Source organism: Pseudomonas sp. GL_093, assembly GCF_057837605.1.
In genome coordinates this window covers 5,111,872-5,135,936 of record NZ_CM174448.1, presented here as the reverse complement: position 1 = coordinate 5,135,936, position 24,065 = coordinate 5,111,872, and the positions used below count along the sequence as shown (strand labels likewise).

Annotated in this window: 17 protein-coding genes, 2 tRNA genes and 3 rRNA genes; 17 read left to right on the top strand and 5 right to left on the bottom strand. The window is 57.7% G+C overall.

The window, feature by feature from the left end; genetic code table 11:
* The first annotated feature begins 17 nt into the window (after positions 1 to 17).
* Positions 18 to 578: a TetR/AcrR family transcriptional regulator gene (locus tag AC3IUE_RS23645; protein WP_489263930.1), complete on the top strand. Its 561-nt coding sequence runs from the start codon at positions 18 to 20 to the stop codon at positions 576 to 578.
* A gap of 15 nt (positions 579 to 593) precedes the next feature.
* Here AC3IUE_RS23645 and AC3IUE_RS23640 read toward each other — a convergent pair whose 3' ends face one another.
* Positions 594 to 875, bottom strand: a complete 282-nt coding sequence (locus tag AC3IUE_RS23640; protein ID WP_008156219.1) for a hypothetical protein — start codon at positions 873 to 875, stop codon at positions 594 to 596.
* Between the two features lie 168 nt (positions 876 to 1,043).
* Entirely contained in the window at positions 1,044 to 1,931 is an 888-nt protein-coding gene (gene rhtA / locus AC3IUE_RS23635; RefSeq protein WP_489263929.1) for a threonine/homoserine exporter RhtA, read from the bottom strand.
* 661 nt (positions 1,932 to 2,592) lie between these two features.
* Between rhtA and AC3IUE_RS23630 the strand changes: the two genes are divergently transcribed.
* The 5 genes from AC3IUE_RS23630 to rrf all read left to right on the top strand — a co-directional run bounded on the left by AC3IUE_RS23630 (position 2,593) and on the right by rrf (position 7,886).
* Positions 2,593 to 4,131, top strand: a 16S ribosomal RNA gene (locus AC3IUE_RS23630).
* Positions 4,132 to 4,292: 161 nt separating this feature from the next.
* Positions 4,293 to 4,369, top strand: a tRNA-Ile gene (locus AC3IUE_RS23625).
* 27 nt (positions 4,370 to 4,396) lie between these two features.
* Positions 4,397 to 4,472: transfer RNA gene (locus AC3IUE_RS23620), tRNA-Ala, on the top strand.
* A gap of 250 nt (positions 4,473 to 4,722) precedes the next feature.
* Positions 4,723 to 7,614: ribosomal RNA gene (locus AC3IUE_RS23615) — 23S ribosomal RNA — on the top strand.
* Positions 7,615 to 7,770: 156 nt separating this feature from the next.
* A 5S ribosomal RNA gene (gene rrf, locus AC3IUE_RS23610) occupies positions 7,771 to 7,886 on the top strand.
* The 16S, 23S and 5S rRNA genes sit together here with 2 tRNA genes alongside, the layout of an rRNA operon.
* A 115-nt stretch (positions 7,887 to 8,001) precedes the next feature.
* Here the strand turns inward: rrf and AC3IUE_RS23605 are convergent.
* Positions 8,002 to 8,925, bottom strand: a complete 924-nt coding sequence (locus tag AC3IUE_RS23605) for a TIGR03571 family LLM class oxidoreductase (protein WP_489268936.1) — start codon at positions 8,923 to 8,925, stop codon at positions 8,002 to 8,004.
* A 272-nt stretch (positions 8,926 to 9,197) separates the two neighbouring features.
* Between AC3IUE_RS23605 and mrdA the strand changes: the two genes are divergently transcribed.
* On the top strand, positions 9,198 to 11,090 hold the full coding sequence (gene mrdA / locus AC3IUE_RS23600; protein WP_489263927.1) for a penicillin-binding protein 2: 1,893 nt from the start codon (positions 9,198 to 9,200) through the stop codon (positions 11,088 to 11,090).
* Between the two features lie 12 nt (positions 11,091 to 11,102).
* Here mrdA and AC3IUE_RS23595 read toward each other — a convergent pair whose 3' ends face one another.
* A complete protein-coding gene (locus AC3IUE_RS23595) occupies positions 11,103 to 12,062 on the bottom strand; it encodes a LysR family transcriptional regulator (protein ID WP_095131011.1) in 960 nt (319 codons plus the stop codon).
* A 156-nt stretch (positions 12,063 to 12,218) separates the two neighbouring features.
* On the opposite strand from AC3IUE_RS23595, the gene AC3IUE_RS23590 reads away from it, so the two are divergent.
* The 7 genes from AC3IUE_RS23590 (at position 12,219) to AC3IUE_RS23560 (ending at position 19,088) form a co-directional block, all read left to right on the top strand.
* Positions 12,219 to 13,520 carry an MFS transporter gene (locus tag AC3IUE_RS23590; RefSeq protein WP_056741990.1) on the top strand — a complete coding sequence of 434 codons (1,302 nt, stop codon included), beginning with the start codon at positions 12,219 to 12,221 and terminating at the stop codon, positions 13,518 to 13,520.
* Complete coding sequence (locus AC3IUE_RS23585) at positions 13,517 to 14,272, top strand: class II aldolase/adducin family protein (RefSeq protein WP_056741989.1); 756 nt, start codon at positions 13,517 to 13,519, stop codon at positions 14,270 to 14,272. Before AC3IUE_RS23590 ends, AC3IUE_RS23585 begins: the two co-directional genes overlap by 4 nt.
* On the top strand, positions 14,269 to 15,198 hold the full coding sequence (locus AC3IUE_RS23580) for a 2-hydroxyacid dehydrogenase (protein ID WP_489263926.1): 930 nt from the start codon (positions 14,269 to 14,271) through the stop codon (positions 15,196 to 15,198). Before AC3IUE_RS23585 ends, AC3IUE_RS23580 begins: the two co-directional genes overlap by 4 nt.
* 127 nt (positions 15,199 to 15,325) lie before the next feature.
* Positions 15,326 to 16,705 carry an MFS transporter gene (locus AC3IUE_RS23575; RefSeq protein WP_056741987.1) on the top strand — a complete coding sequence of 460 codons (1,380 nt, stop codon included), beginning with the start codon at positions 15,326 to 15,328 and terminating at the stop codon, positions 16,703 to 16,705.
* Between the two features lie 18 nt (positions 16,706 to 16,723).
* Positions 16,724 to 17,116 carry a RidA family protein gene (locus AC3IUE_RS23570; protein ID WP_489263925.1) on the top strand — a complete coding sequence of 131 codons (393 nt, stop codon included), beginning with the start codon at positions 16,724 to 16,726 and terminating at the stop codon, positions 17,114 to 17,116.
* Positions 17,109 to 17,729: an RraA family protein gene (locus tag AC3IUE_RS23565; RefSeq protein ID WP_461999413.1), complete on the top strand. Its 621-nt coding sequence runs from the start codon at positions 17,109 to 17,111 to the stop codon at positions 17,727 to 17,729. The genes AC3IUE_RS23570 and AC3IUE_RS23565 overlap by 8 nt, the downstream gene beginning before the upstream one ends.
* Positions 17,730 to 17,777: 48 nt before the next feature.
* Entirely contained in the window at positions 17,778 to 19,088 is a 1,311-nt protein-coding gene (locus tag AC3IUE_RS23560) for an OprD family porin (protein WP_489263924.1), read from the top strand.
* Between the two features lie 9 nt (positions 19,089 to 19,097).
* Here the strand turns inward: AC3IUE_RS23560 and AC3IUE_RS23555 are convergent, their stop codons facing one another.
* Positions 19,098 to 20,030, bottom strand: coding sequence for a LysR family transcriptional regulator (locus tag AC3IUE_RS23555; RefSeq protein ID WP_033061190.1), 933 nt, complete (start codon positions 20,028 to 20,030; stop codon positions 19,098 to 19,100).
* 162 nt (positions 20,031 to 20,192) lie between these two features.
* Between AC3IUE_RS23555 and AC3IUE_RS23550 the strand changes: the two genes are divergently transcribed.
* The 3 genes from AC3IUE_RS23550 (at position 20,193) to AC3IUE_RS23540 (ending at position 23,934) form a co-directional block, all read left to right on the top strand.
* Complete coding sequence (locus AC3IUE_RS23550; protein ID WP_046055142.1) at positions 20,193 to 21,503, top strand: MFS transporter; 1,311 nt, start codon at positions 20,193 to 20,195, stop codon at positions 21,501 to 21,503.
* Between the two features lie 24 nt (positions 21,504 to 21,527).
* Positions 21,528 to 22,757: a Zn-dependent hydrolase gene (locus AC3IUE_RS23545; protein WP_489263923.1), complete on the top strand. Its 1,230-nt coding sequence runs from the start codon at positions 21,528 to 21,530 to the stop codon at positions 22,755 to 22,757.
* Positions 22,758 to 22,908: 151 nt separating this feature from the next.
* Complete coding sequence (locus tag AC3IUE_RS23540) at positions 22,909 to 23,934, top strand: histone deacetylase family protein (RefSeq protein WP_489263922.1); 1,026 nt, start codon at positions 22,909 to 22,911, stop codon at positions 23,932 to 23,934.
* Positions 23,935 to 24,065 lie beyond the last annotated feature (131 nt).

The window sequence follows — 24,065 nt, the reverse complement described above, 5'->3', positions numbered from 1 at the left end:
ATCCTGAGGGCAAGGCAATGCGTTACTCGGCCAATCACAAACTGGAAACCAAAGAGAAACTACTTGAAAGCAGTGCGGTGTCGGCCAAGAAGTCCGGTTTTTCAACGGTGGGTGTCGACGGTTTGATGAAGGCGATCGGTTTGAGTGGCGGGGCGTTCTACAGTCACTTTTCATCGAAGGATGAGCTGTTCGCTTCAATCGTCGAGCGTGAGCTGTCTCAAAGCCTGGAGCGTTTAGGGGCGGACCAGAGTCGTGACAAGCTCAAGCGCTGCCTGAAACACTATCTGAGCATGGCTCATGTCGAGCACCCGGAGTCCGGATGTGCTTTGCCGGCATTGGGGGCTGAGATTGCACGTTCAGACGTGATGATTCGTCAGCAGGCGGAGAGCTGGATTTGTCGGCTTCAGGGGAGTTGGGCGCAAGTTCTGGAAAGCGACAGCCTGGCCTGGGCGATTCTGTCGCAATGTATCGGTGCGTTGGTCATTGCGCGAATGCTGGCCACACCGGACATTCAGCGCGCGGTACTGAAATCCAGTTACGATGAGATTGGCCGCCAGATCGCAGGTCCACGAACCTGACCAGGCAGCATCAACCTATTTGCAGATGACGATCATGCTGCGGCTGGTATAGCCGGCAGGGTTGAGGCCGAACGGGTAATCGCCTGGTTCTTCCACAGCGTCCCCTGACTTGGCGATGACCTTGTAACCTTTGGGAGCGCACGAGTTGGCAGCGCTGGTGTAGCACTTGTCCCAGGATGACGACAGCCCGGAACAGTTGATATGCAGCCCTCTCTTGCCGTGTTTTACCTGGGTTTTCGATGTCGCCGCGCAGCCCGCAACCGCAAGTACGGCGATCAGTATCAAAATTCGTTTCATTACTGTCCTTATAGCGTCCCCGGATCTTTGCGCCCGGGTCTGGCTGCATTCGCTTTCGCTTGAAGCGTTCTGATATCCCTATCTGAAAAATCCATGTCTGACACTGGGTTACGGGTCTAAACATGGCCTAATTGCGCGGCAAATACCAGACCCTCGTCAAATCCTGTCTCAATCTGCAGCGACAGCAGGCTTGGTTGCACTCCCCATCGTCATGGTCGCGCCTATGGAAGCCAGAATGATGCACAGGATGGCCATCCATTGTGACAGTGAGAGGTACTCATGGAGAAACAACAGGCCTGACAGGGCGCCGATCGCAGGTTCAATACTCATCAACGTGCCGAAGGTCCGGGTCGGGATTCGGGTGAGGGCGACCATCTCCAGCGTGTAGGGCACGGCGGTGGACAGAATGGCGACAGCGATGGCCACGGGGATCAGTGAGGGAGTGAGCAGCGCGGCGCCAGCATGGACGATGCCGATAGGGGCTACAAAAAGTGCCGCAATCATCACCCCCAGTGCCGCGGTCTGCACGCCATTGTCGGCGCCGGCCTTTTGGCCGAACAGAATGTACAGCGCCCAGCAGACACCTGCGCCCAATGCGTAACCGGCGCCTACCAGATCGATTCCCGCGGTCGCTTCTCCCATAGGTATTAACAGCAGCAAGCCGACGGCTGCCAGGGCGATCCACAAAAAGTCGATCGCGCGACGTGAGGCGTAGATGGCTACCGCCAGTGGGCCGGTGAATTCCAGCGCAACCGCGATACCGAGGGGGACGGTTTGCAAGGACATATAGAAGAGGAAGTTCATGCCGCCCAACGCCATTCCGTAGACGATGACAGTGCGCAGGGATTTTGCGGTGAGCTTCGCTCGCCAGGGGCGCAGTATCAACATCATGATCACACTGGCGAAGATCAGCCGCAGGGTGGTGGTCCCTTGCGCGCCGATAATGGGGAACATGCTTTTAGCCAGGGAGGCTCCCGACTGGATTGATGCCATGGCTATCAATAGCAGGCCAACCGAAAACAGGGTCGAGGCAAGGCTGCGAGGTTGGTCATTCATGGCGTGGCATCGTCCGAAGTAGGAAGCGAGAGTGTTATTGGGCAATATACTGCGCATTCATGGCGGGCGCGTCTATATATAAGCAGCGATTTTGAGCATCCTTATAGAAAAGCATAATTAAGGGTTGACGGCAGATTCTGGAAGTCTATAATTCGCCCCACTTCCGGCGCAGTCGAAACGGAAAACTCCTTGGTAAACAATGAGTTGCGCAGTTTTCGACAGCGAGTTGCTTCAGGTCATCGAAGCCCAGAAGGAGTCGGTCAGGCAGGGTGGTTTAGCTTGATTGACGGTTCGATCTTCTCGGTCGAAAGCGGTGTAAAAGAGGTGTTGACAGCAGCGAGTAACGCTGTAGAATTCGCCTCCCGCTAACGAGAGATCGCAAGCGCAAGTGGTTGAAGTTGCAAAGGAAACTTTGAAAACTTCGGAAAATAACCGCTTGACAGCAACAGAGGCTGCTGTAGAATGCGCGCCTCGGTTGAGACGAAAGATCTTAACCAACCGCTCTTTAACAACTGAATCAAGCAATTCGTGTGGGTGCTTGTGGAGTCAGACTGATAGTCAGCAAGATTATCAGCATCACAAGTTACTCCGCGAGAAATCAAAGGTGTAACCAACGATTGCTGAGCCAAGTTTAGGGTTTCTTAAAAACCCAAAGATGTTTGAACTGAAGAGTTTGATCATGGCTCAGATTGAACGCTGGCGGCAGGCCTAACACATGCAAGTCGAGCGGCAGCACGGGTACTTGTACCTGGTGGCGAGCGGCGGACGGGTGAGTAATGCCTAGGAATCTGCCTGGTAGTGGGGGATAACGCTCGGAAACGGACGCTAATACCGCATACGTCCTACGGGAGAAAGCAGGGGACCTTCGGGCCTTGCGCTATCAGATGAGCCTAGGTCGGATTAGCTAGTTGGTGAGGTAATGGCTCACCAAGGCGACGATCCGTAACTGGTCTGAGAGGATGATCAGTCACACTGGAACTGAGACACGGTCCAGACTCCTACGGGAGGCAGCAGTGGGGAATATTGGACAATGGGCGAAAGCCTGATCCAGCCATGCCGCGTGTGTGAAGAAGGTCTTCGGATTGTAAAGCACTTTAAGTTGGGAGGAAGGGCATTAACCTAATACGTTGGTGTCTTGACGTTACCGACAGAATAAGCACCGGCTAACTCTGTGCCAGCAGCCGCGGTAATACAGAGGGTGCAAGCGTTAATCGGAATTACTGGGCGTAAAGCGCGCGTAGGTGGTTTGTTAAGTTGGATGTGAAATCCCCGGGCTCAACCTGGGAACTGCATTCAAAACTGACAAGCTAGAGTATGGTAGAGGGTGGTGGAATTTCCTGTGTAGCGGTGAAATGCGTAGATATAGGAAGGAACACCAGTGGCGAAGGCGACCACCTGGACTGATACTGACACTGAGGTGCGAAAGCGTGGGGAGCAAACAGGATTAGATACCCTGGTAGTCCACGCCGTAAACGATGTCAACTAGCCGTTGGGAGCCTTGAGCTCTTAGTGGCGCAGCTAACGCATTAAGTTGACCGCCTGGGGAGTACGGCCGCAAGGTTAAAACTCAAATGAATTGACGGGGGCCCGCACAAGCGGTGGAGCATGTGGTTTAATTCGAAGCAACGCGAAGAACCTTACCAGGCCTTGACATCCAATGAGTCTGCTAGAGATAGTGGAGTGCCTTCGGGAGCATTGAGACAGGTGCTGCATGGCTGTCGTCAGCTCGTGTCGTGAGATGTTGGGTTAAGTCCCGTAACGAGCGCAACCCTTGTCCTTAGTTACCAGCACGTAATGGTGGGCACTCTAAGGAGACTGCCGGTGACAAACCGGAGGAAGGTGGGGATGACGTCAAGTCATCATGGCCCTTACGGCCTGGGCTACACACGTGCTACAATGGTCGGTACAGAGGGTTGCCAAGCCGCGAGGTGGAGCTAATCCCAGAAAACCGATCGTAGTCCGGATCGCAGTCTGCAACTCGACTGCGTGAAGTCGGAATCGCTAGTAATCGCGAATCAGAATGTCGCGGTGAATACGTTCCCGGGCCTTGTACACACCGCCCGTCACACCATGGGAGTGGGTTGCACCAGAAGTAGCTAGTCTAACCTTCGGGAGGACGGTTACCACGGTGTGATTCATGACTGGGGTGAAGTCGTAACAAGGTAGCCGTAGGGGAACCTGCGGCTGGATCACCTCCTTAATCGACGACATCAGCTGCTCCATAAGTTCCCACACGAATTGCTTGATTCATTGAAGAAGACGATAAGAAGCAGCCCTAACAGGTTGTAGCTTAGTTGGTTGGAACGCACCCCATGCTCTGTGGTAAAGAGCAGGGTGGGGTCGGCCTTAAAGCTCGAAATTGGGTCTGTAGCTCAGTTGGTTAGAGCGCACCCCTGATAAGGGTGAGGTCGGCAGTTCGAATCTGCCCAGGCCCACCAATTTTGTGTGGGAACCTGTAGAAATACGGGGCCATAGCTCAGCTGGGAGAGCGCCTGCCTTGCACGCAGGAGGTCAACGGTTCGATCCCGTTTGGCTCCACCACTACTGCTTCTGTTTGTTGAAAGCTTAGAAATGAGCATTCCATCGTGATGATGGTGAATGTTGATTTCTAGTCTTTGGATTAGATCGTTCTTTAAAAATTTGGGTATGTGATAGAAAGATAGACTGAACAACACTTTCACTGGTGTTGGATCAGGCTAAGGTAAAATTTGTGAGTTGCTCTTAATTGAGTATTATCGAATTTTCGGCGAATGTCGTCTTCACAGTATAACCAGATTGCTTGGGGTTATATGGTCAAGTGAAGAAGCGCATACGGTGGATGCCTTGGCAGTCAGAGGCGATGAAAGACGTGGTAGCCTGCGAAAAGCTTCGGGGAGTCGGCAAACAGACTTTGATCCGGAGATGTCTGAATGGGGGAACCCAGCCATCATAAGATGGTTATCTTAAGCTGAATACATAGGCTTAAGAGGCGAACCAGGGGAACTGAAACATCTAAGTACCCTGAGGAAAAGAAATCAACCGAGATTCCCTTAGTAGTGGCGAGCGAACGGGGACTAGCCCTTAAGTGGCTTTGAGATTAGCGGAACGCTCTGGAAAGTGCGGCCATAGTGGGTGATAGCCCTGTACGCGAAAATCTCTTAGTCATGAAATCGAGTAGGACGGAGCACGAGAAACTTTGTCTGAATATGGGGGGACCATCCTCCAAGGCTAAATACTACTGACTGACCGATAGTGAACTAGTACCGTGAGGGAAAGGCGAAAAGAACCCCGGAGAGGGGAGTGAAATAGATCCTGAAACCGTATGCGTACAAGCAGTGGGAGCCCACTTTGTTGGGTGACTGCGTACCTTTTGTATAATGGGTCAGCGACTTATTTTCAGTGGCGAGCTTAACCGAATAGGGGAGGCGTAGCGAAAGCGAGTCTTAATAGGGCGTCTAGTCGCTGGGAATAGACCCGAAACCGGGCGATCTATCCATGGGCAGGTTGAAGGTTGGGTAACACTAACTGGAGGACCGAACCGACTACCGTTGAAAAGTTAGCGGATGACCTGTGGATCGGAGTGAAAGGCTAATCAAGCTCGGAGATAGCTGGTTCTCCTCGAAAGCTATTTAGGTAGCGCCTCATGTATCACTGTAGGGGGTAGAGCACTGTTTCGGCTAGGGGGTCATCCCGACTTACCAAACCGATGCAAACTCCGAATACCTACAAGTGCCGAGCATGGGAGACACACGGCGGGTGCTAACGTCCGTCGTGAAAAGGGAAACAACCCAGACCGTCAGCTAAGGTCCCAAAGTTATGGTTAAGTGGGAAACGATGTGGGAAGGCTTAGACAGCTAGGAGGTTGGCTTAGAAGCAGCCACCCTTTAAAGAAAGCGTAATAGCTCACTAGTCGAGTCGGCCTGCGCGGAAGATGTAACGGGGCTCAAACCATACACCGAAGCTACGGGTATCACTTAGGTGATGCGGTAGAGGAGCGTTCTGTAAGCCTGTGAAGGTGAGTTGAGAAGCTTGCTGGAGGTATCAGAAGTGCGAATGCTGACATGAGTAACGACAATGGGTGTGAAAAACACCCACGCCGAAAGACCAAGGTTTCCTGCGCAACGTTAATCGACGCAGGGTTAGTCGGTCCCTAAGGCGAGGCTGAAAAGCGTAGTCGATGGAAAACAGGTTAATATTCCTGTACTTCTGGTTATTGCGATGGAGGGACGGAGAAGGCTAGGCCAGCTTGGCGTTGGTTGTCCAAGTTTAAGGTGGTAGGCTGGAATCTTAGGTAAATCCGGGATTCTAAGGCCGAGAGCTGATGACGAGTTACCCTTTGGGTGACGAAGTGGTTGATGCCATGCTTCCAAGAAAAGCTTCTAAGCTTCAGGTAACCAGGAACCGTACCCCAAACCGACACAGGTGGTTGGGTAGAGAATACCAAGGCGCTTGAGAGAACTCGGGTGAAGGAACTAGGCAAAATGGCACCGTAACTTCGGGAGAAGGTGCGCCGGTGAGGGTGAAGCATTTACTGCGTAAGCCCATGCCGGTCGAAGATACCAGGCCGCTGCGACTGTTTATTAAAAACACAGCACTCTGCAAACACGAAAGTGGACGTATAGGGTGTGACGCCTGCCCGGTGCCGGAAGGTTAATTGATGGGGTTAGCTAACGCGAAGCTCTTGATCGAAGCCCCGGTAAACGGCGGCCGTAACTATAACGGTCCTAAGGTAGCGAAATTCCTTGTCGGGTAAGTTCCGACCTGCACGAATGGCGTAACGATGGCGGCGCTGTCTCCACCCGAGACTCAGTGAAATTGAAATCGCTGTGAAGATGCAGTGTATCCGCGGCTAGACGGAAAGACCCCGTGAACCTTTACTATAGCTTTGCACTGGACTTTGAATTTGCTTGTGTAGGATAGGTGGGAGGCTTTGAAGCGTGGACGCCAGTTCGCGTGGAGCCAACCTTGAAATACCACCCTGGCAACTTTGAGGTTCTAACTCAGGTCCGTTATCCGGATCGAGGACAGTGTATGGTGGGTAGTTTGACTGGGGCGGTCTCCTCCTAAAGAGTAACGGAGGAGTACGAAGGTGCGCTCAGACCGGTCGGAAATCGGTCGTAGAGTATAAAGGCAAAAGCGCGCTTGACTGCGAGACAGACACGTCGAGCAGGTACGAAAGTAGGTCTTAGTGATCCGGTGGTTCTGTATGGAAGGGCCATCGCTCAACGGATAAAAGGTACTCCGGGGATAACAGGCTGATACCGCCCAAGAGTTCATATCGACGGCGGTGTTTGGCACCTCGATGTCGGCTCATCACATCCTGGGGCTGAAGCCGGTCCCAAGGGTATGGCTGTTCGCCATTTAAAGTGGTACGCGAGCTGGGTTTAGAACGTCGTGAGACAGTTCGGTCCCTATCTGCCGTGGACGTTTGAGATTTGAGAGGGGCTGCTCCTAGTACGAGAGGACCGGAGTGGACGAACCTCTGGTGTTCCGGTTGTCACGCCAGTGGCATTGCCGGGTAGCTATGTTCGGAATAGATAACCGCTGAAAGCATCTAAGCGGGAAACTAGCCTCAAGATGAGATCTCACTGGGACCTTGAGTCCCCTGAAGGGCCGTCGAAGACTACGACGTTGATAGGTTGGGTGTGTAAGCGCTGTGAGGCGTTGAGCTAACCAATACTAATTGCCCGTGAGGCTTGACCATATAACACCCAAGCAATTTGCTGTCCTGAAGAGGCGCCAGATTGCGGTGTGTGAAGACGAAACGAACCGAAAGTTCGAGATACTCACAAAACACCTGCTGTCACATACCCAATTTGCTGAAGCGAGACCAACAGGTCACGACTCAGTACCCGAATTTCTTGACGACCATAGAGCATTGGAACCACCTGATCCCATCCCGAACTCAGTAGTGAAACGATGCATCGCCGATGGTAGTGTGGGGTTTCCCCATGTGAGAGTAGGTCATCGTCAAGATTAAATTCCGAAACCCCTATCTGCGTATGCAGGTAGGGGTTTTGTTTTGCCCGCAGAAAAGTGCCGTGGCGAAAAAGGGACAGTCCATCGGCTATCCCAGATTCCAGCAGCATCATTAGTGAAACTTCGGCAGAACGTATTCAGCGATCTCTTCCATAACCTCGGCAACCGGCCGCTCGCTACGACGCAGATGCAAGCCAACGTGCTGCACACCGGCTTCACGCAAAGCCTGGAGCTCATCGATCAGTGCCAGCCTCCCGCAACTGCCGCCAAAACGCACGCGTCGCATCGGTGCATGAGGATTGGCCGCCAGATCCAGGTGAACGAAGCTGATGTAGGGTTTATCGCCGCCGACCTCCCGCCACAGTCCCACACGGCGCCGATGCTCATCCGGAGTACCGGGGTAGGCGAGCCAGCCGTCCATGTGTTGGCCAATCCACGCTGGAGATTGCTGACCAAGGCCTGCAACCAGCAATGGCACTGGCTGATCTCGCTCCGGTAACAGGCGAGTACCTTCGGGCAGGCGGCCTTCACCTTGGCTGCGCAACAACTCGACCGTATCGCGAAAGATCTCTCCCCGCTGATCGTAGACCACACCAAACAACGGATACTCCATAGGCCGGTCGCCACTGGCCACACCCAGTAGCAGACGTCCATCGCTCAGCTCATCAACACTGTTGGCTGCCTTGAGCGTTAACCAAGGTTGACGTAGCGGTAATACAACCGCCGCCGTACCCAGCATGATGTTGTCGGTGATCCCTGCCAGGTAGCCAAGGTAGGAAAAGGTTTCAAACACCTGTGCAGCATCACCAAAATCGGGATCATAAACCGGCACATCACGCACCCACAGCGCACGGAAACCCGCCTTGTCTGCGAGGCGCGCCATAGCGGCATGCTGCTTCAGGTCCGGAACACCAAACGGTCGATCCTCGGCAATCCGCAGCCGCTGCCCATCGCTAGACCAATCGTTATCCAACGGCAGTTCCAGCCCAATGGAAAATCCATTGGAGCCCAGTAAACGTTGAAATCGTGGATGCATGAAAGACTCCAAAAAAACCAAACGAAATGACATGCACCCAGTATCTACAGGCCCTCCTTCAAGAAAAATGCATGAATGGGAATATCAATCTTGAGCAAACCGCACGAGTCATAAAAAAACCGACCGTCGTTTTGGCCCTCAAGGACAACCGTTAGAGGAAATCGCACTAAAGTGACCGCACGGTTTTTGGTATGGTGCAGCTCGTTTTTTAACGGACTGATTTCAAGCCTACGGATTGGCGCCCCTTTTACAGTCAAAGAGCTGCTGCAGAAATGCCCCAACCGATACCGATCAAGGACCACGAAAAAGAGACGCGCCTGGTCAACAAAAGACTGATGGCCTGCGCCCTGTTCGTTGTCGCCATTACCTGTGCGCTGGTCGTGCGCATGTATGTTCTGCAGGTGGTCGAATTTGACTATCACTCGACGATCTCTGAAAACAATCGCGTCCATGTCCTGCCGATCACCCCCACGCGCGGATTGATTTACGACCGCAACGGCGTAGTTCTGGCGGACAACCGTCCCAGCTTCAACCTGACCATCACCCGCGAACGCGCCTCCGATGTCAAAGAGGAACTGGATGAGGTGGTCAGCCTCCTGCACCTGCCGACCGAAGACCGCTCGCTGTTTGACAAGGCGATGAAACAGGCGCGCCATCCATTCGTGCCGGTCACCTTGTTCTATGAACTCAGCGAAGAACAGATCGCGGTGTTGGCGGTCAACGAGTTCCGTCTGCCGGGGATCGACGTAGAGCCACAATTCGTTCGCCACTACCCGATGGGGGCGCACTTTGCGCATTCAATCGGCTACGTTGGCCGCATCAACGAGAAAGAGTCCAAAGCCCTGGACACGGTGGAATACCGTGGCACTCAATCCATCGGCAAGACCGGCATCGAAAAATTCTACGAGTCGCAGTTGCACGGCCAAGTGGGTTACGAAGAAGTCGAAACCAACGCTCAGGGCCGGGTCCTGCGAGTGCTCAAGCACACCGATCCAATTCCAGGCAAAAACATCGTACTGAGCCTCGACGTCAAACTTCAGGAAGCCGCCGAGGAAGCCTTGGGTGATCGTCGCGGTTCGGTGGTCGCTCTTGATCCGTCGACCGGCGAAGTACTCGCGATGGTCAGTAAGCCGAGTTTCGACCCGAACCTGTTCGTCACCGGTATCAGCTTCAAGGAATACGCAGCGCTCCACGATTCCATCGACCGGCCGCTGTTTAACCGCGTACTGCGCGGCCTCTATGCACCGGGTTCGACCATCAAGCCGGAAGTGGCCATTGCCGGCCTGGACGCCGGCGTCGTTACCCCGCAGACCCGCGTCTTCGACCCCGGTTATTACCAACTCCCGGACTTCGATCACAAATACCGCAACTGGAACCACAGCGGCGATGGCTGGGTGGACATGGACGCGGCGATCATGCGCTCCAACGACACCTACTTCTACGACCTGGCCCATAAACTGGGCATCGATCGCCTGCATGACTACATGGCCATGTTCGGCCTCGGCGAGAAAGTCTCGCTGGACATGTTCGAAGAGTCTGCCGGTTTGATGCCATCGCAAGCCTGGAAGCGTGCCACGCGCCGTCAGGCATGGTTCCCGGGTGAGACCGTGATCCTCGGCATCGGCCAGGGCTACATGCAGGTCACGCCGTTGCAGCTGGCACAGGCCACGGCATTGATCGCCAACAAAGGTGTCTGGAACCGGCCGCACCTGGCCAAAACCGTGGACGGTGTGGCGCCAGTGGATGAGCATCCAATACCAAACATCCTGTTGAAAGACCCGCGTGACTGGGAGCAGGTCAACCATGGCATGCAAATGGTGATGCACGACGCTCGCGGGATTGCCCGAGCGGCAGCGCTGGGCGCTCAGTACCGTATCGCCGGCAAGAGTGGTACCGCGCAAGTGGTGGCGATCAAGCAGGGCGAACGTTACAACCGGGCGAAAACCCTGGAGCGTAACCGAGACAACGCCTTGTTCGTCGGTTTCGCCCCGGCCGAACATCCGAAGATTGTCATCTCGGTGATGATCGAAAACGGCGAGGCCGGTGGTCGCGTCGCAGGTCCTGTGGTGCGGCAGATCATGGACGCCTGGCTACTCGATCAGGACGGCCACTTGAAGCCGCAATACGCTACACCTAGCAAAGCACCGGGTGATCCTCACGTCTAAGCGATCAAGGCTTCACAGCACAGGCTCACGAATACTGAGCATGTGCTGGAAGCTTTCGAGGAACACGGTTTCGGCCTGACTCATCTTCTGTTCGCGATTCCACAGCAGCTGGATATCGAAATCCACCACCCCATCTTCCGGCGGCAAACGCCAGAGCAAACCTTGCTCGACATCCCTTCGTACCAGGTGCGTCGGCAGGCAGCCAATGCCGAACCCTGAACAGATCAAGCGATAAATCTCTTCGAAACTCGTCGATGAAGCGACGATCTTGCCGGTAAAACCTTGTTGGTCGCGGAACAATGTCAGGGGCGAAAGATTGCCCCCCAGTTGATCGCTGGTGAAGCTGACAAAGTTCTCCGCCGCGAGCTGTTCCAGGGTCAGATTCTCTTGCCCGAACAGTCGATGACGCTGCCCACAAAAGTACGCATAAGTCTCACGAAACAGTACTCGCTGCTCCAGCCGCGGCTGCGGTAAACGGCACAGGCCGACGCCAATGGTCGCTGTCTTTTGCAGCAGTGAACTGATGATGTTCGAGCTGCCCATCACCTCGACTTCAAACTCGATTTTTGGATGAGTTTCGTGGAAATCGGCGAGGAACTCGTCGTAATGTCGTGCTTGCACGCCGCTGACGGTAAGGATGCGAATCTTGCCGACCACGTCGTCGTTACGACTTTCTACCACCGTGCCCAGACGCGAAATATCGCCGTAAATATCCGCCGCAATACGCAGGACTTCCTCCCCGGTTTCCGTCAGGTCAAACCGTCGCCCACTGCGGGCAATCAACACACATTCCAGCTGTTCCTCCAGCCGTTTCAGTGCCTGGCTGACGGCTGACTGCGTGATGTGCAATCGCGCGGCGGCCCGGCTCATGCTGCCTTCCTGGCCGATCACCAAATAGGTGCGTAGGAGGTTCCAGTCGAGGCGGTCATTCAGAAAGCGGCGACCGACCCAAGGGTTAGAAGTGGAGGGCATAAAACTCCTGGTAGTAGCAAGGCTAATAGTAAAGATAAGAATTTGAAAATTGACTAATCCTGGCACGGAAGCGATAAAGCTAACAAGCGCCACAGAGTGCAACCCGTAAACAGCCTTCAGTACCTGCCCAAAACTATAAATACACAGGGTCCTTGCATGCACACTACCCCTCAACCGCGTCGAGCGGCGGCGGCAGCCTTCATTGGCACGACCATCGAGTTCTACGACTTCTACATCTATGCCACGGCGGCCGCGCTGGTGCTCGGGCAAGTGTTTTTTCCCAGCCACGACCCGGTGATGAGTACCCTGGCAGCGTTCGGCAGTTTCGCCGTCGGCTTCATCGCTCGCCCAATGGCCGGCATGGTGTTCGGTCATCTCGGTGATCGCCTGGGTCGCAAGAAAATGCTGCTGGTGACCATGGCCCTGATGGGGTTGGCGACCGCCGGCATCGGTCTGTTGCCCAGCTACGCCAGCGCCGGTATCTGGGCGCCGATCGGCCTGATCGTGCTGCGGTTGATTCAGGGCATTTCGGTCGGTGGCGAGTGGGGCGGGGCTGTGCTGATGGCCAGCGAACACGCCCCGGCCAAGCGCAAAACCTTCTACGCCTCGTTCGCCCAACTCGGCAGCCCGGCCGGTTTGCTGCTGGCTTTGATCGCCTTTCGCCTGGTGACATCCCTTGAGCCAGAGGACTTCCTCGCCTGGGGCTGGCGTCTGCCGTTTCTCGCCAGCGGTGTGTTGATGATGGTCGGCCTGATGATCCGTTCCGGTGTCCACGAGTCGCCGGAGTTCGCCAAGGCCCGGGACAACAACGAGACTTCCAAGTACCCGGTGAAGGACGTGATCCGCACCTGCTGGCGGCAGATCCTGTTTGCTGCCGCCGCCGTGACCATCGGTTCGGCCGGGTTCTTCTTTACCAATACGTTCATGATCACCTACGTCACCCAGTATCAGGGCATCGCGCGCTCGACGATTCTCGATTGCCTGTTCCTGGTGACCGTCATTCAGCTGCTCTCGCAACCGCTCTCCGCGTTGCTGGCCGAGCGCATCGGCGAAGGCCGCTTCCTCAAACTCGTCGCGCTGCTGTGCATGGTCACGCCGTACCCGATGTTCATGTTGGTGGGCACACAGAACATTGTGCTGATGACCGTCGGCATCGCCCTGGCGGTGGTGATTCTCTCGGCGCTGTACGCGGTGATCGCCGGCTACATGACCCAGGCGTTCCCGGTGCACCTGCGCTACTCGGGCATTTCTATCGCCTACCAACTCAGCTGCGCGCTGGCCGGCGGCACCACGCCGCTGATCGGCACGCTGCTGGCGAGCAAGTTTTCCGGACAATGGTTGCCGCTGGCGGTGTTCTTCACCTTGCTCTCGGCCCTGTCCTTGATCGGTGTTTGCGGCCTGGCCCGCCTGCGCGCCAACCCGGTCGTCACCCACGCTGCTAAAGAGGTGTATTCGTGAGTAAACCTGAACACATCGGCCCGGTTGAATGGCAAGCCCGTTGCGAACTGGCTGCGCTGTATCGCCTAGTCGCGCACTTTCGCATGACCGACCTGATCGACACCCACATCACCCTGCGAATTCCAGGGCCGGAGCACCACTTCCTGATCAACCGCTACGGGGTGATTTTCGACCGCATGCGCGCTTCGGACCTGGTGCGTATCGATCAGGACGGGCGAGTCGTCGATCCGGAGTATGAAGGTCATCGGGTCAACGCCGCCGGCTTCGTCATTCACTCGGCGATCCACATGGCCCGCCCGGATCTCAACTGTGTGATTCACACCCACACGGCCGCCGGCATGGCGGTCGCCGCCCAGAAGCACGGTTTGCTGCCGATCAGTCAGCACGCGCTGAAGTTCTACGGAAAATTGGCGTATCACACCTATGAAGGCATCGCGCTGTCACTGGATGAGCGCGAGCGTTTGATTGCCGATCTGGGCCCGCACCGGGCGATGATCCTGCGCAACCATGGACTGTTGGTCGGTGGTTCCGGCGTGGCCCAGGCGTTCCAGGAGATTCACTTCCTGGAGCGTGCCTGTCAGGCGCAGGTTGCGGCGTTGTCCGGTGGGTCGGCGCTGCATTATCCGTCCCCGGAAGTGTGCGCACATACTGCCGAACAGTTTGACCGCGATGAGCAGGACAACATCATCGACCTGGCCTGGGAGGCCGCACTGACCCTGATCGAATCCCAGCGCGAGTCATATTTGTCATGAACACCGTGGTTCTGCTGTCCCGCGACACCTTGCTGCTCAAGCAACTGCAGGCAGCCTTTGCCCGCAGTGCGCCGCAACTCACAACCGTGCTGGCGGATGATCCGTTGGCCAGGAATGCGCAGATTGCCGCGTGCTGGTTTCCCTTGCCGGGCAGTCTCGCCGCATTGCCGAACCTGCAAGTCATTCACTCGGTGGCCGCCGGCATCGATCACCTCGATCACGACCCGTCGTGCCCGGACTTGCCGATCTGCCGAGTGGTCGATCCCGGCCACCGCCAAGGCATGACCGAGTACGTGCGCTGGGCGGCGATTCACTATCACCGCGGCTTCGATCAGGTGCTGTTGCAGCAACAGGACCAGCGTTGGGAGCGGCCGCTGCAACGGGCGGCGGGGCAGTTCAAGGTCGGGGTGATGGGGCTTGGGTCGTTGGGCAGCGCGATTGCCCAGGACCTGGCTGCCGCCGGTTACGACGTGCGTGGTTGGGCGCGCCGCAGCAAGGACTTGCCGGGCGTACAGACGTTCGCCGGTGCGGAAAAGCTGAACCCGTTTCTCGATGGATTGGAGTTGCTGATCAACCTGTTGCCGCTGACCAGCGAAACCCGCGGCATCCTCGGCAGTGCAACGTTCGAGCGACTCGCCAATGGCGCCGCGCTGGTCAATTGTGGTCGCGGCGGTCATCTGAACATCGACGACCTCGAACTAGCCCTGGCCCGAGGAAAACTGCGCGGTGCGTTGCTGGATGTTTTCGAACAAGAACCGCTGCCGGTCGATCACCGCCTCTGGACAATGCCCGGCGTCACCATCACTCCGCACATGGCATCGGCGGCCTCTCACGACTGTATCGCCGAACAAGTAGCAGAGAACTTTCGCCGTTTAAATAGCGGAGAACCGTTATTGAATTGTGCAGACCGAACACTCGGTTATTAATAAGAAAGCGCCTTGCAAACTCGCCCATTGAATTGGGCGATCTATAACAACACTCCCTCACTTCGAACGTTTTACTGCCAGTTAAAACAATTAAATACGAGTTCCTGATGAACTCCTGGAGACAGTAATGAGCGATCTATCGCCTGTAGAAAAGTCCGGCGCACCTCCGGAAGTTGCAGTCAGCATGAAAAAAGTTGCCGTGGCCAGTGTGATTGGCACCACGGTGGAATGGTACGACTTGTTTGTGTTCGCCACGGCGTCGGCGCTGGTGTTCAACAAAGTGTTCTTTCCGGATTTCGATCCGTTGATCGGTACATTACTGGCATTCGGTACGTTTGCTTCGGCCTACCTGGCCCGGATTGTCGGCGCGGCACTGTTCGGTCATTTCGGTGACCGCTTGGGACGCAAGTCGATGTTGTTGGTTTCACTGTTGACCATGGGTGCCGCTACTTTCGCCATCGGGTTATTACCCAATTACGCGGCCATTGGTATCTGGGCGCCGATCCTGTTGTTGCTGCTGAGGGTGATTCAAGGCCTGGCGTTGGGTGGCGAGTGGGGCGGTGCGGTGCTGATGGCGGTGGAACATGCGCCCGCCAACAAACGCGGTTTGTACGGCTCATGGGTACAGATCGGCGTTCCGGCCGGGACCATGATTGCCAACCTGGCCTTCCTGCTGATTGCCGCGTGGCTATCCCCTGAAGACCTGTTGGCCTGGGGCTGGCGTATCCCGTTCCTGGGCAGCGTGCTGCTGATCGCCGTGGGCTTGTACATCCGTTTGAACATCTCTGAAACCCCGGCCTTCAACAAGGTCAAGGAAGCCGAGGTGCAAGTGAAAATGCCGCTGGCGGAAGTGTTTCGCAAGTACTGGAAACAAGTCGTGCTGGGCGGGATCGCCACCATGTCGACCGGGGCGTCGTTCAACATCATCGTTGCCTTCGGCCTGACCTACGGCACGCAGAATCTGGGGTTCAGCCGCAGCGTGATGCTTGGCGTGGTGTTGCTGTCCTGCGCCTGGTGCATCGTCATGCTGCCGGTGTTCGGCGCGCTGTCGGATCGTTACGGACGCAAGCCGATCATCGTTGCCGGCATCGTCGCCGAAGCGTTGGTGGCGTTCCCGCTGTTCTGGTTGATGGACACCAAAGAGTTGCCCTGTGTGATCTTCGGCTACCTGCTGTTGATGACGGCCTTCGCGGCCAATTACGGGCCGATCGCCACCTTCCTCGCCGAACTGTTCGGCACTCGGGTGCGCTATTCCGGGTTGTCGATCAGCTACATGTTGTCCGGTCTGCTCGGCAGTGCCGCGACGCCGATCGTCACCACCGCATTGCTGGCCGCGACCGGCAAAGGCTCTTCGGTGGCCTGGTACATGATCGGTGCAGCGTTGATTTCGCTGGTGGCGCTGTTGTTGCTGACCGAGACCTTCAAGCGAGACATCAGTGAAGTCCCAGCGGCAGTGCCGGCCAACGAGCCAGCCCTCGGCAAACCTGTCAAATCGGCCGCCGCCTGATCAATGGAGTTCAACAACATGCGCAGAATTCAGTCAGCCCCGGGCTTCATCGGCCCGGTCGGCCCTTACTCCCAAGCGGTGGTCAGCGGCCACCTAGTGTTCACCGCCGGGCAGATTCCGGCCCAGAGCGGGCTCGATGACCAGCCCGCCCACTTCACCGAACAAGTGCGACAAACCTTGCGCAATCTGGAAGCGATTCTGATTGAAGCCGGGTCCGATTTCAGTCACGTGATCAAGGTTAATGCGTACCTCACCGATCCCGCGCAGCTGGAGCTGTTCAACGCGGTGTATCGCGAGTTTCTCGGCCATGCGCCGCCGGCACGCACCACGGTGTGCGTGGCGTTGTGGGGTGTGTCGCTGGAAATCGACTGTGTTGCCGAGTTGATTGCCAAGGAGGCGCAACATGGATGAATCGCAGCTGATCGAGCAGCTCAACGCGGTGAGTTTTCCGACCCTCGGGCATTTTCTCGAGGAGGGCTTTGCCGACTCGCAACTGCGGGCCATGGTGCCCAATGTGAAACTGGTCGGCCGCGCGCTGACCCTGAAACTGGTGGGCGCCGATGCCATCGCGGTCAACCAGGCCCTGGCGCTCATCCAGCCCGGCGATGTGCTGGTGATCGACACCGATGGCGACTGGCAACACGCGCCGGTGGGCGCCGTCACCAGTTGCGCGGCGCGCTGCGCCGGTGCGGTGGGGATCGTGGTGGACGGCGCGGTGACCGACTTGCTCGAACTACGCGAGACCGGCCTACCGGTCTTCGCCCGCGGCACCAGCCTGCTGACCACCAAGTTGCATGGCCGTGGCGACAGTCAGATCAATCAGCCGATCCACTGTGCCGGCGTCACGGTGCATCCCGGGGATTTCGTGCTGGCGGACGACAACGGGGTGCTGTTTCTCGATCCGGTCACCGCGCAAAACGTCATCGAGCGTGCGCTGGCATCGGACCGGGCAGAACCGCAACTGCTGACCCGGTTAATGGCAGGCGAGCCGGTGTCCAGTGTCTTGAGTATCAAACTTTCTTAATGACCGGCAGCCAGCGCAAAAGCTGGCTGCTCAGGAACTTCAAAATCAATGAACAAACAACCGTTGGCACTTATTGCGATCGGCAGTGCGCTATTCAGTCCGTTAAGCATGGCGGACTTTATTAAAGACAGTAAAGCGACCCTCGGGATGCGTAACTATTACTTCAATAACGATAATCGCGATGGCGCCGCGAGCCCTTCAAAAACCGAAGAGTGGGCGCAGGGTTTCATGCTCAACTATCAGTCCGGATTCACCGAAGGCACCGTCGGCTTTGGTGTCGATGCGCTAGGGCTGCTGGGTATTCGCCTGGACAGCGGTGACGGTCGCCATGTCGGCAGTTCGATGATCCCCAACGATGGCAACGGCGCCGCCGAGCAATGGTCGCGTTTCGGTGCGACGGCGAAGATGCGCTTTGCCCAGACTGAAATGCGTTACGGCACGCTGACGCCGAAGTTGCCGATTCTGCAGGCCAACGACGGCCGGCTGCTGCCGCAGACGTTCGAGGGTGGGCAGATCGTCTCCAATGACTTCGAGCACCTGACCCTGACCGGTGGTCATCTCGAACACGCCACGGGCCGCGGTTCCAGCGACAGCACCGGCCTGGCCGTGGCCGGCGGCACCCGGGAAAGCAACGCGTTCAATTTTGCCGGTGCCGATTACAAGGTCACCGATGCGCTTCTGGCGCAGTACTACTACGCCACTCTCGAAGACTATTACCAACAGCATTTCGCCGGTCTGGTTCACAACCTGACGCTGGGGGATTTCGGCGCGCTGAAAACCGATCTGCGCTACTTCAAGACCTCCGCCGACGGTGCCAATGACTCGGCCAGCGGTCGGGCCAGCGGCTACCGTACCAGCGGTTATACGCAGAACGGCGACGGCAAGATCGACAACAATACCTGGAGCCTGGCGTTCACCTGGAGCATCGGCGCTCATGCGCTGATGGCCGGTTATCAGCAGGTGTCCAGTGACAGCGGATTCGTGCAGCTCAACCAGGGTGGTTTACCGGACAAAGGCGCTGGAGGCGCCAGCGTCTACCTGCTGACCGACCGTTACATCCAGAACTTCACCCGCGCCGGTGAACGTACCGGTTTTGCCCAGTACAGCTACGATTTCGCGGCTCTCGGCGTGCCGGGGCTCAAGGCTTCGGCGATGTACCTTTCAGGCAGCGGCATTAAAACGGTGGCCGGACCCGAGCAAGAGGAATGGGAGCGGGACCTGAGCCTCGACTACGTGATCCAGAGCGGGCCGTTGAAAAACGTCGCACTGGGTTGGCGCAACGGCATGTCGCGCAGTCAAGCGTCGCGCGATGCGGACCAGAACCGCCTGGTGGTCAGCTACAGTCTGCCGTTGTTCTGATCGGGTCACTCAGTCCAGCAAGCACTGTTGCAGGCTCTCGAGAAAGATCGTCTCGGCCCGGCTCATGCGCTGCTCGCGGTTCCACAGCAAATGAATGTCCACATCGGCAATCCCTTCGTGGGGCGGCAGGCGCCAGAGCAATCCGGCGTCGACGTCCGCCGCCACCACGTGCTCGGGTAAACAGCCGATCCCGTACCCGGCGATCACCAGTCGCCGGACTTCTTCCAGGCTCGGTGACGAGGCGACGATCCGTCCGCTGAAACCTTGCTGATCACGAAAAATCGTCAGCGGCGAGAGCATGCCGCCGATCTGGTCGCTGGTGAAACTGACGAAGTTCTCCCGCTGCAAATCCCCTTCGGCAACGTTCTGTTGGCCGAACAGCGCATGGTGCTTGCCGCAGAAAAACGCATAGCGCTGACGCAGGAACAGCCGTTGTTCCAGGCGCGGTTGTGGGCGGCGATTGAGGCTCAGGCCGAGGGTCGCGGTTTTTTCCTGGAGGGCGCTGACGATGTCGGAACTGCGCATCACGTCGACTTCCAGATCCACTCGCGGGTGCTGGCGATGAAAGTCCGCGAGGAAGTCATCGAAGCGCTCCGAAAAGATCCGGCTGATGATCAGCAAGCGAACCTTGCCGATCACTTCGTCGGCCGGTTGCTCCAGCACGCTGCTGACCTGGGACATCTGCCCGTAGATTTCCCCGGCCAGTTCGAAGATCTGCTCGCCGACTTCGGTCAGGGCAAACCGTGGCCCGCGACGGGCGATCAGTTGTCGGCCCAATTGCTCCTCCAGACGCTTCAGCGCCTGGCTCACTGCCGGTTGCGTCAGGTGCAGGCGGGCGGCGGCGCGGCTGATGCTGAGCTCCTGACCGATCACCCGAAAGGTGCGCAGCAGGTTCCAGTCCAGACGGTCATTGAGCAGGCGTTGTACATCGCGTTCGGCCATGGCGGCTCTCGATTATAAGCTGTAGTAATAGTCCGCATAATAAATAGAAAATTGACTAATCATAGCCCCGAGACGATAAATCATCTCCAGACAGGCGCCGTCAGAGCACCTTGATTTTGCAGTTTCACTCCTGCCAAAAAAATAACCAAAGGAGACCGACCCATGAAGCCCCACGCTTCTCCTCAGCCGCGCCGTGCGGCAGCCGCAGCCTTTATCGGCACCATGATCGAGTGGTACGACTTTTACATCTATGCCACCGCTGCTGCGCTGGTATTTGGCGCGCTGTTCTTCCCCTCCGACGACAAACTGTTCAGCACCATGGCCGCCTTCGGCACCTTCGCCGTGGGCTTTTTTGCGCGGCCGTTGGGCGGGATTATCTTCGGCCATATCGGCGACCGCATCGGCCGTAAAAAGTCGTTGATCATTACGTTGCTGATGATGGGCGTGGTCACGGTCTGCATCGGTTTGCTGCCGACCTACGCACAAATCGGCGCAGCGGCGCCGGTGTTGCTGATCCTGCTGCGCATCGTCCAGGGCATTGCCGTCGGTGGTGAGTGGGGCGGGGCGGTGTTGATGGCCGGCGAGCACGCGCCGAAAGGTCGACGCAACTTCTTCGCGTCCTTTGCGCAGCTGGGCAGCCCGGCCGGTTTGATCCTGTCACTGTTGGCCTTCAGTGCGGTCACTCGTTTGCCGGAAGAAGACCTGATGAGCTGGGGCTGGCGCCTGCCGTTCCTCGCCAGTTCGTTGTTGCTGCTGGTGGGCCTGGCGATTCGCCTGGGCGTGAATGAGTCGCCAGAGTTCCTCGCCAGCCGCGAATTGGCGCGCAAAAGCACACGCAAGGAGCAGGCGCCGGTCATGGAGGTCCTGCGTACCGCGTGGCGTCCGCTGCTGCTGTGCATCGGCGCCAACACCCTCGGAATCGCCGGGGTGTATTTCACCAACACCTTCATGATCGCCTACACCACCCAGCAACTCGAACTGCCGCGCTCGCTGATCCTTGAGTGCCTGTTTGTGGTGGCGATCATTCAGTTCTGCATTCAACCGCTGGCGGCGTGGGTCGCCGAGAAAATGGGCGCCACGCGATTCCTGTGTCTGGTGTCGTTGTTGGCCATCGCCTCGCCGTACCCGATGTTCGTGCTGGTCAGCTCGGCCCAGGCGCCGCTGATCATCCTCGGCATCGCCCTGGCGGTGGTGTGCATGGCGTCGTTCTACGCGGTGATCGCCGGTTACGTCAGCGGCATGTTCGAGACCCGCGTGCGCTACACCGCGATTTCGTTGGCCTATCAGATTTGCGGCGCCGTGGCCGGTGGCCTGACGCCGCTGATCGGCACCTTGCTGGCGCATAAGTTCGCCGGCCAATGGTGGCCGATGGCGGTGTTCTACAGCCTGATTGCCGCGACTTCGCTGATCTGTGTCCTGTCCCTTGCCCGCCGCCATGCCAGCGCTGAACGCCTCGAAATGGCCAACGCTTAATTAACGTATTCCCAGGAGTAACTCATGTTGAAAATTAATGGTGAACGCCTCTGGGCGAGTCTGATGGACATGGCCGAAATCGGCGCCACCGCCCGTGGCGGCAGCTGCCGCCTGGCCCTGAGCGATGAAGACAAGGCCGGTCGCGAACTGTTTTCCCACTGGTGCCGCGAAGCCGGCATGACCCTGAGCGTGGACGCCATCGGCAACCTGTTCGCCCGTCGCGCCGGCACCGACCCCGATGCCGCGCCAGTGATGATGGGCAGTCACCTCGACACTCAGCCTGAAGGCGGGCGTTTCGATGGCGTCTACGGCGTACTCGCCGGCCTGGAAGTGGTGCGTTGCCTGAATGACCTCGGCATCCAGACCCGCAAGCCGCTGGAAGTGGCGGTGTGGACCAACGAAGAAGGCGCACGCTTCACCCCGGCGATGTTCGGCTCGGCGGTGTTCACCGGGATCATGCCACTGGACGCAGCGCTGGCGGTGCGTGACATCGACGGCATCAGCGTTGCCGAGGCGTTGCAACGCACCGGTTACGCTGGCGAGCGCCCGTTTGGCGGCGCGGTGGATGCGTACTTTGAAGCGCACATCGAACAAGGGCCGATCCTAGAAGACAACGCCAAAAGCATCGGCGTGGTCAGCGGTGGCCAGGCGATTCGCTGGCTCGACGTGCGGGTCGAAGGCATGGCCGCCCACGCCGGTACAACGCCGATGCCGTTGCGCAAGGACGCCTTGTACGGCGTCGCACAAATGATCCAGGCAATCGAAGGCCTGGCCAGCGATTTCACCCCCGAAGGGCTGACCACTGTCGGCGAGTTGAGCATCAACAAGTCCTCGCGCAATACCATTCCGGGCTTGGTGAATTTCACCGTCGACCTGCGTCATCACCGCGACGAAGCCATCGAGGCCATGGAGCAGCAAGTCCGCGAGCGGCTTCAGGCGATTGCCGATAGCCGAGGCTTGAACCTGACGATTACGCCGCACTGGATCAGCCCGGCAACACCGTTCGATGCCGATTGCGTGGCGGCGGTGCAGCAGGCGGTGGACGCGTTGGGCTACGCTCAGCAATCGATTGTCAGTGGCGCCGGGCATGATGCGATTCATCTGGCGCGGTACTGCCCGACGGCGATGGTGTTCATCCCATGCGTCGGCGGATTGAGCCATAACGAAGCCGAAGATGTGCTGCCTGAAGACGTGCGTCAGGGCACTGATGTGTTGCTCAACGCTGTGCTGGCCCGCGCAGGAAGAACTGAATAAACGCAATCCCTGTGGGAGCGAGCCTGCTCGCGATAGCGGTGGATCAGTCGCCATCAATGTTGAATGTGCTGACCTCATCGCGAGCAAGCTCGCTCCCACAGTTGAACGCGAACGGATTCAAGATCTAGGTTAACTGACAGGTATTCATCCCATGCGCAGTTTTTTCCACCCCGAACAATTGCTTCACCATCCACGTAGCTACTACTCCCGTGGGCAGATGCGCACGCCGCAGGAAGTGCCTGAGCGGGCTCAGCGGTTGGTGCAGGCATCGCATTCACTGGGCTTTAATGTCGAGCAACCGGTCGATGCCGGGCTCGATCCGCTGCTGGCGGTCCACGGCGCGCCGTACCTGACGTTCTTGCAGGAAGCGCATCAGCGCTGGAAGGAGATCCCCGAAGACTGGGGCGACGAGGTGATGTCGAACATCTTCGTCCGCGAGCCCAACGCCCTGCGCGGGATTCTCGCCCAGGCCGCCCGCTATCTGGCGGATGGCAGTTGCCCGGTGGGCGAGCAGACCTGGCGGTCGGCCTATTGGTCGGCGCAAAGCGCGATCGCTGGCGCCCAAGCCTTGCTCGATGGCGAGCCGGCGGCTTACGCCTTGTGCCGTCCCCCCGGCCACCACGCCCGGGCCGAGGCGGCCGGGGGGTTCTGCTATGTGAACAACGCTGCGGTGGCTGCTCAGGTTCTGCGTGCCGGGTTTGCGCGCGTCGCGGTGCTCGACACCGACATGCACCACGGGCAGGGGATTCAGGAGATTTTCTACGACCGCGATGACGTGCTCTATGTCTCGGTGCATGGCGATCCGACCAACTTCTATCCGGGGGTTGCCGGGTTCGCTGATGAGCGGGGTGTCGGGAAGGGCGAGGGCTTCAACCTCAACTTGCCGATGGCGCATGGTGCCAGTGAGGCGGACTTCCTGGGTCAGTTGGACGTGGCATTGGCGGCGGTGAAAGACTTCGGCGCCGAAGTGTTGGTGTTGTCCTTGGGGTTCGATATTTTCGAGCTGGATCCGCAGAGCAAAGTGGCGGTGACCCGTGAAGGGTTTGCGCTACTGGGCGAGCGGATTCGCAGCCTTGGGTTGCCGTGTCTGATTGTGCAGGAGGGCGGGTATCACCTCGAAAGTCTTGAAGATAATGCGCGGGCGTTTTTTGTGAATACCGAGGTGTGGCAGCTCTGAGATCTTTGGTGTCTGGTCGATCGCTATCGCGAGCAGGCTCACTCCCACAATGGACCGAAGTGAACCGCAGATTTGTGTTCAACACCGGCCACTGTGGGAGTGAGCCTGCTCGCGATGAACGATAACGCGGT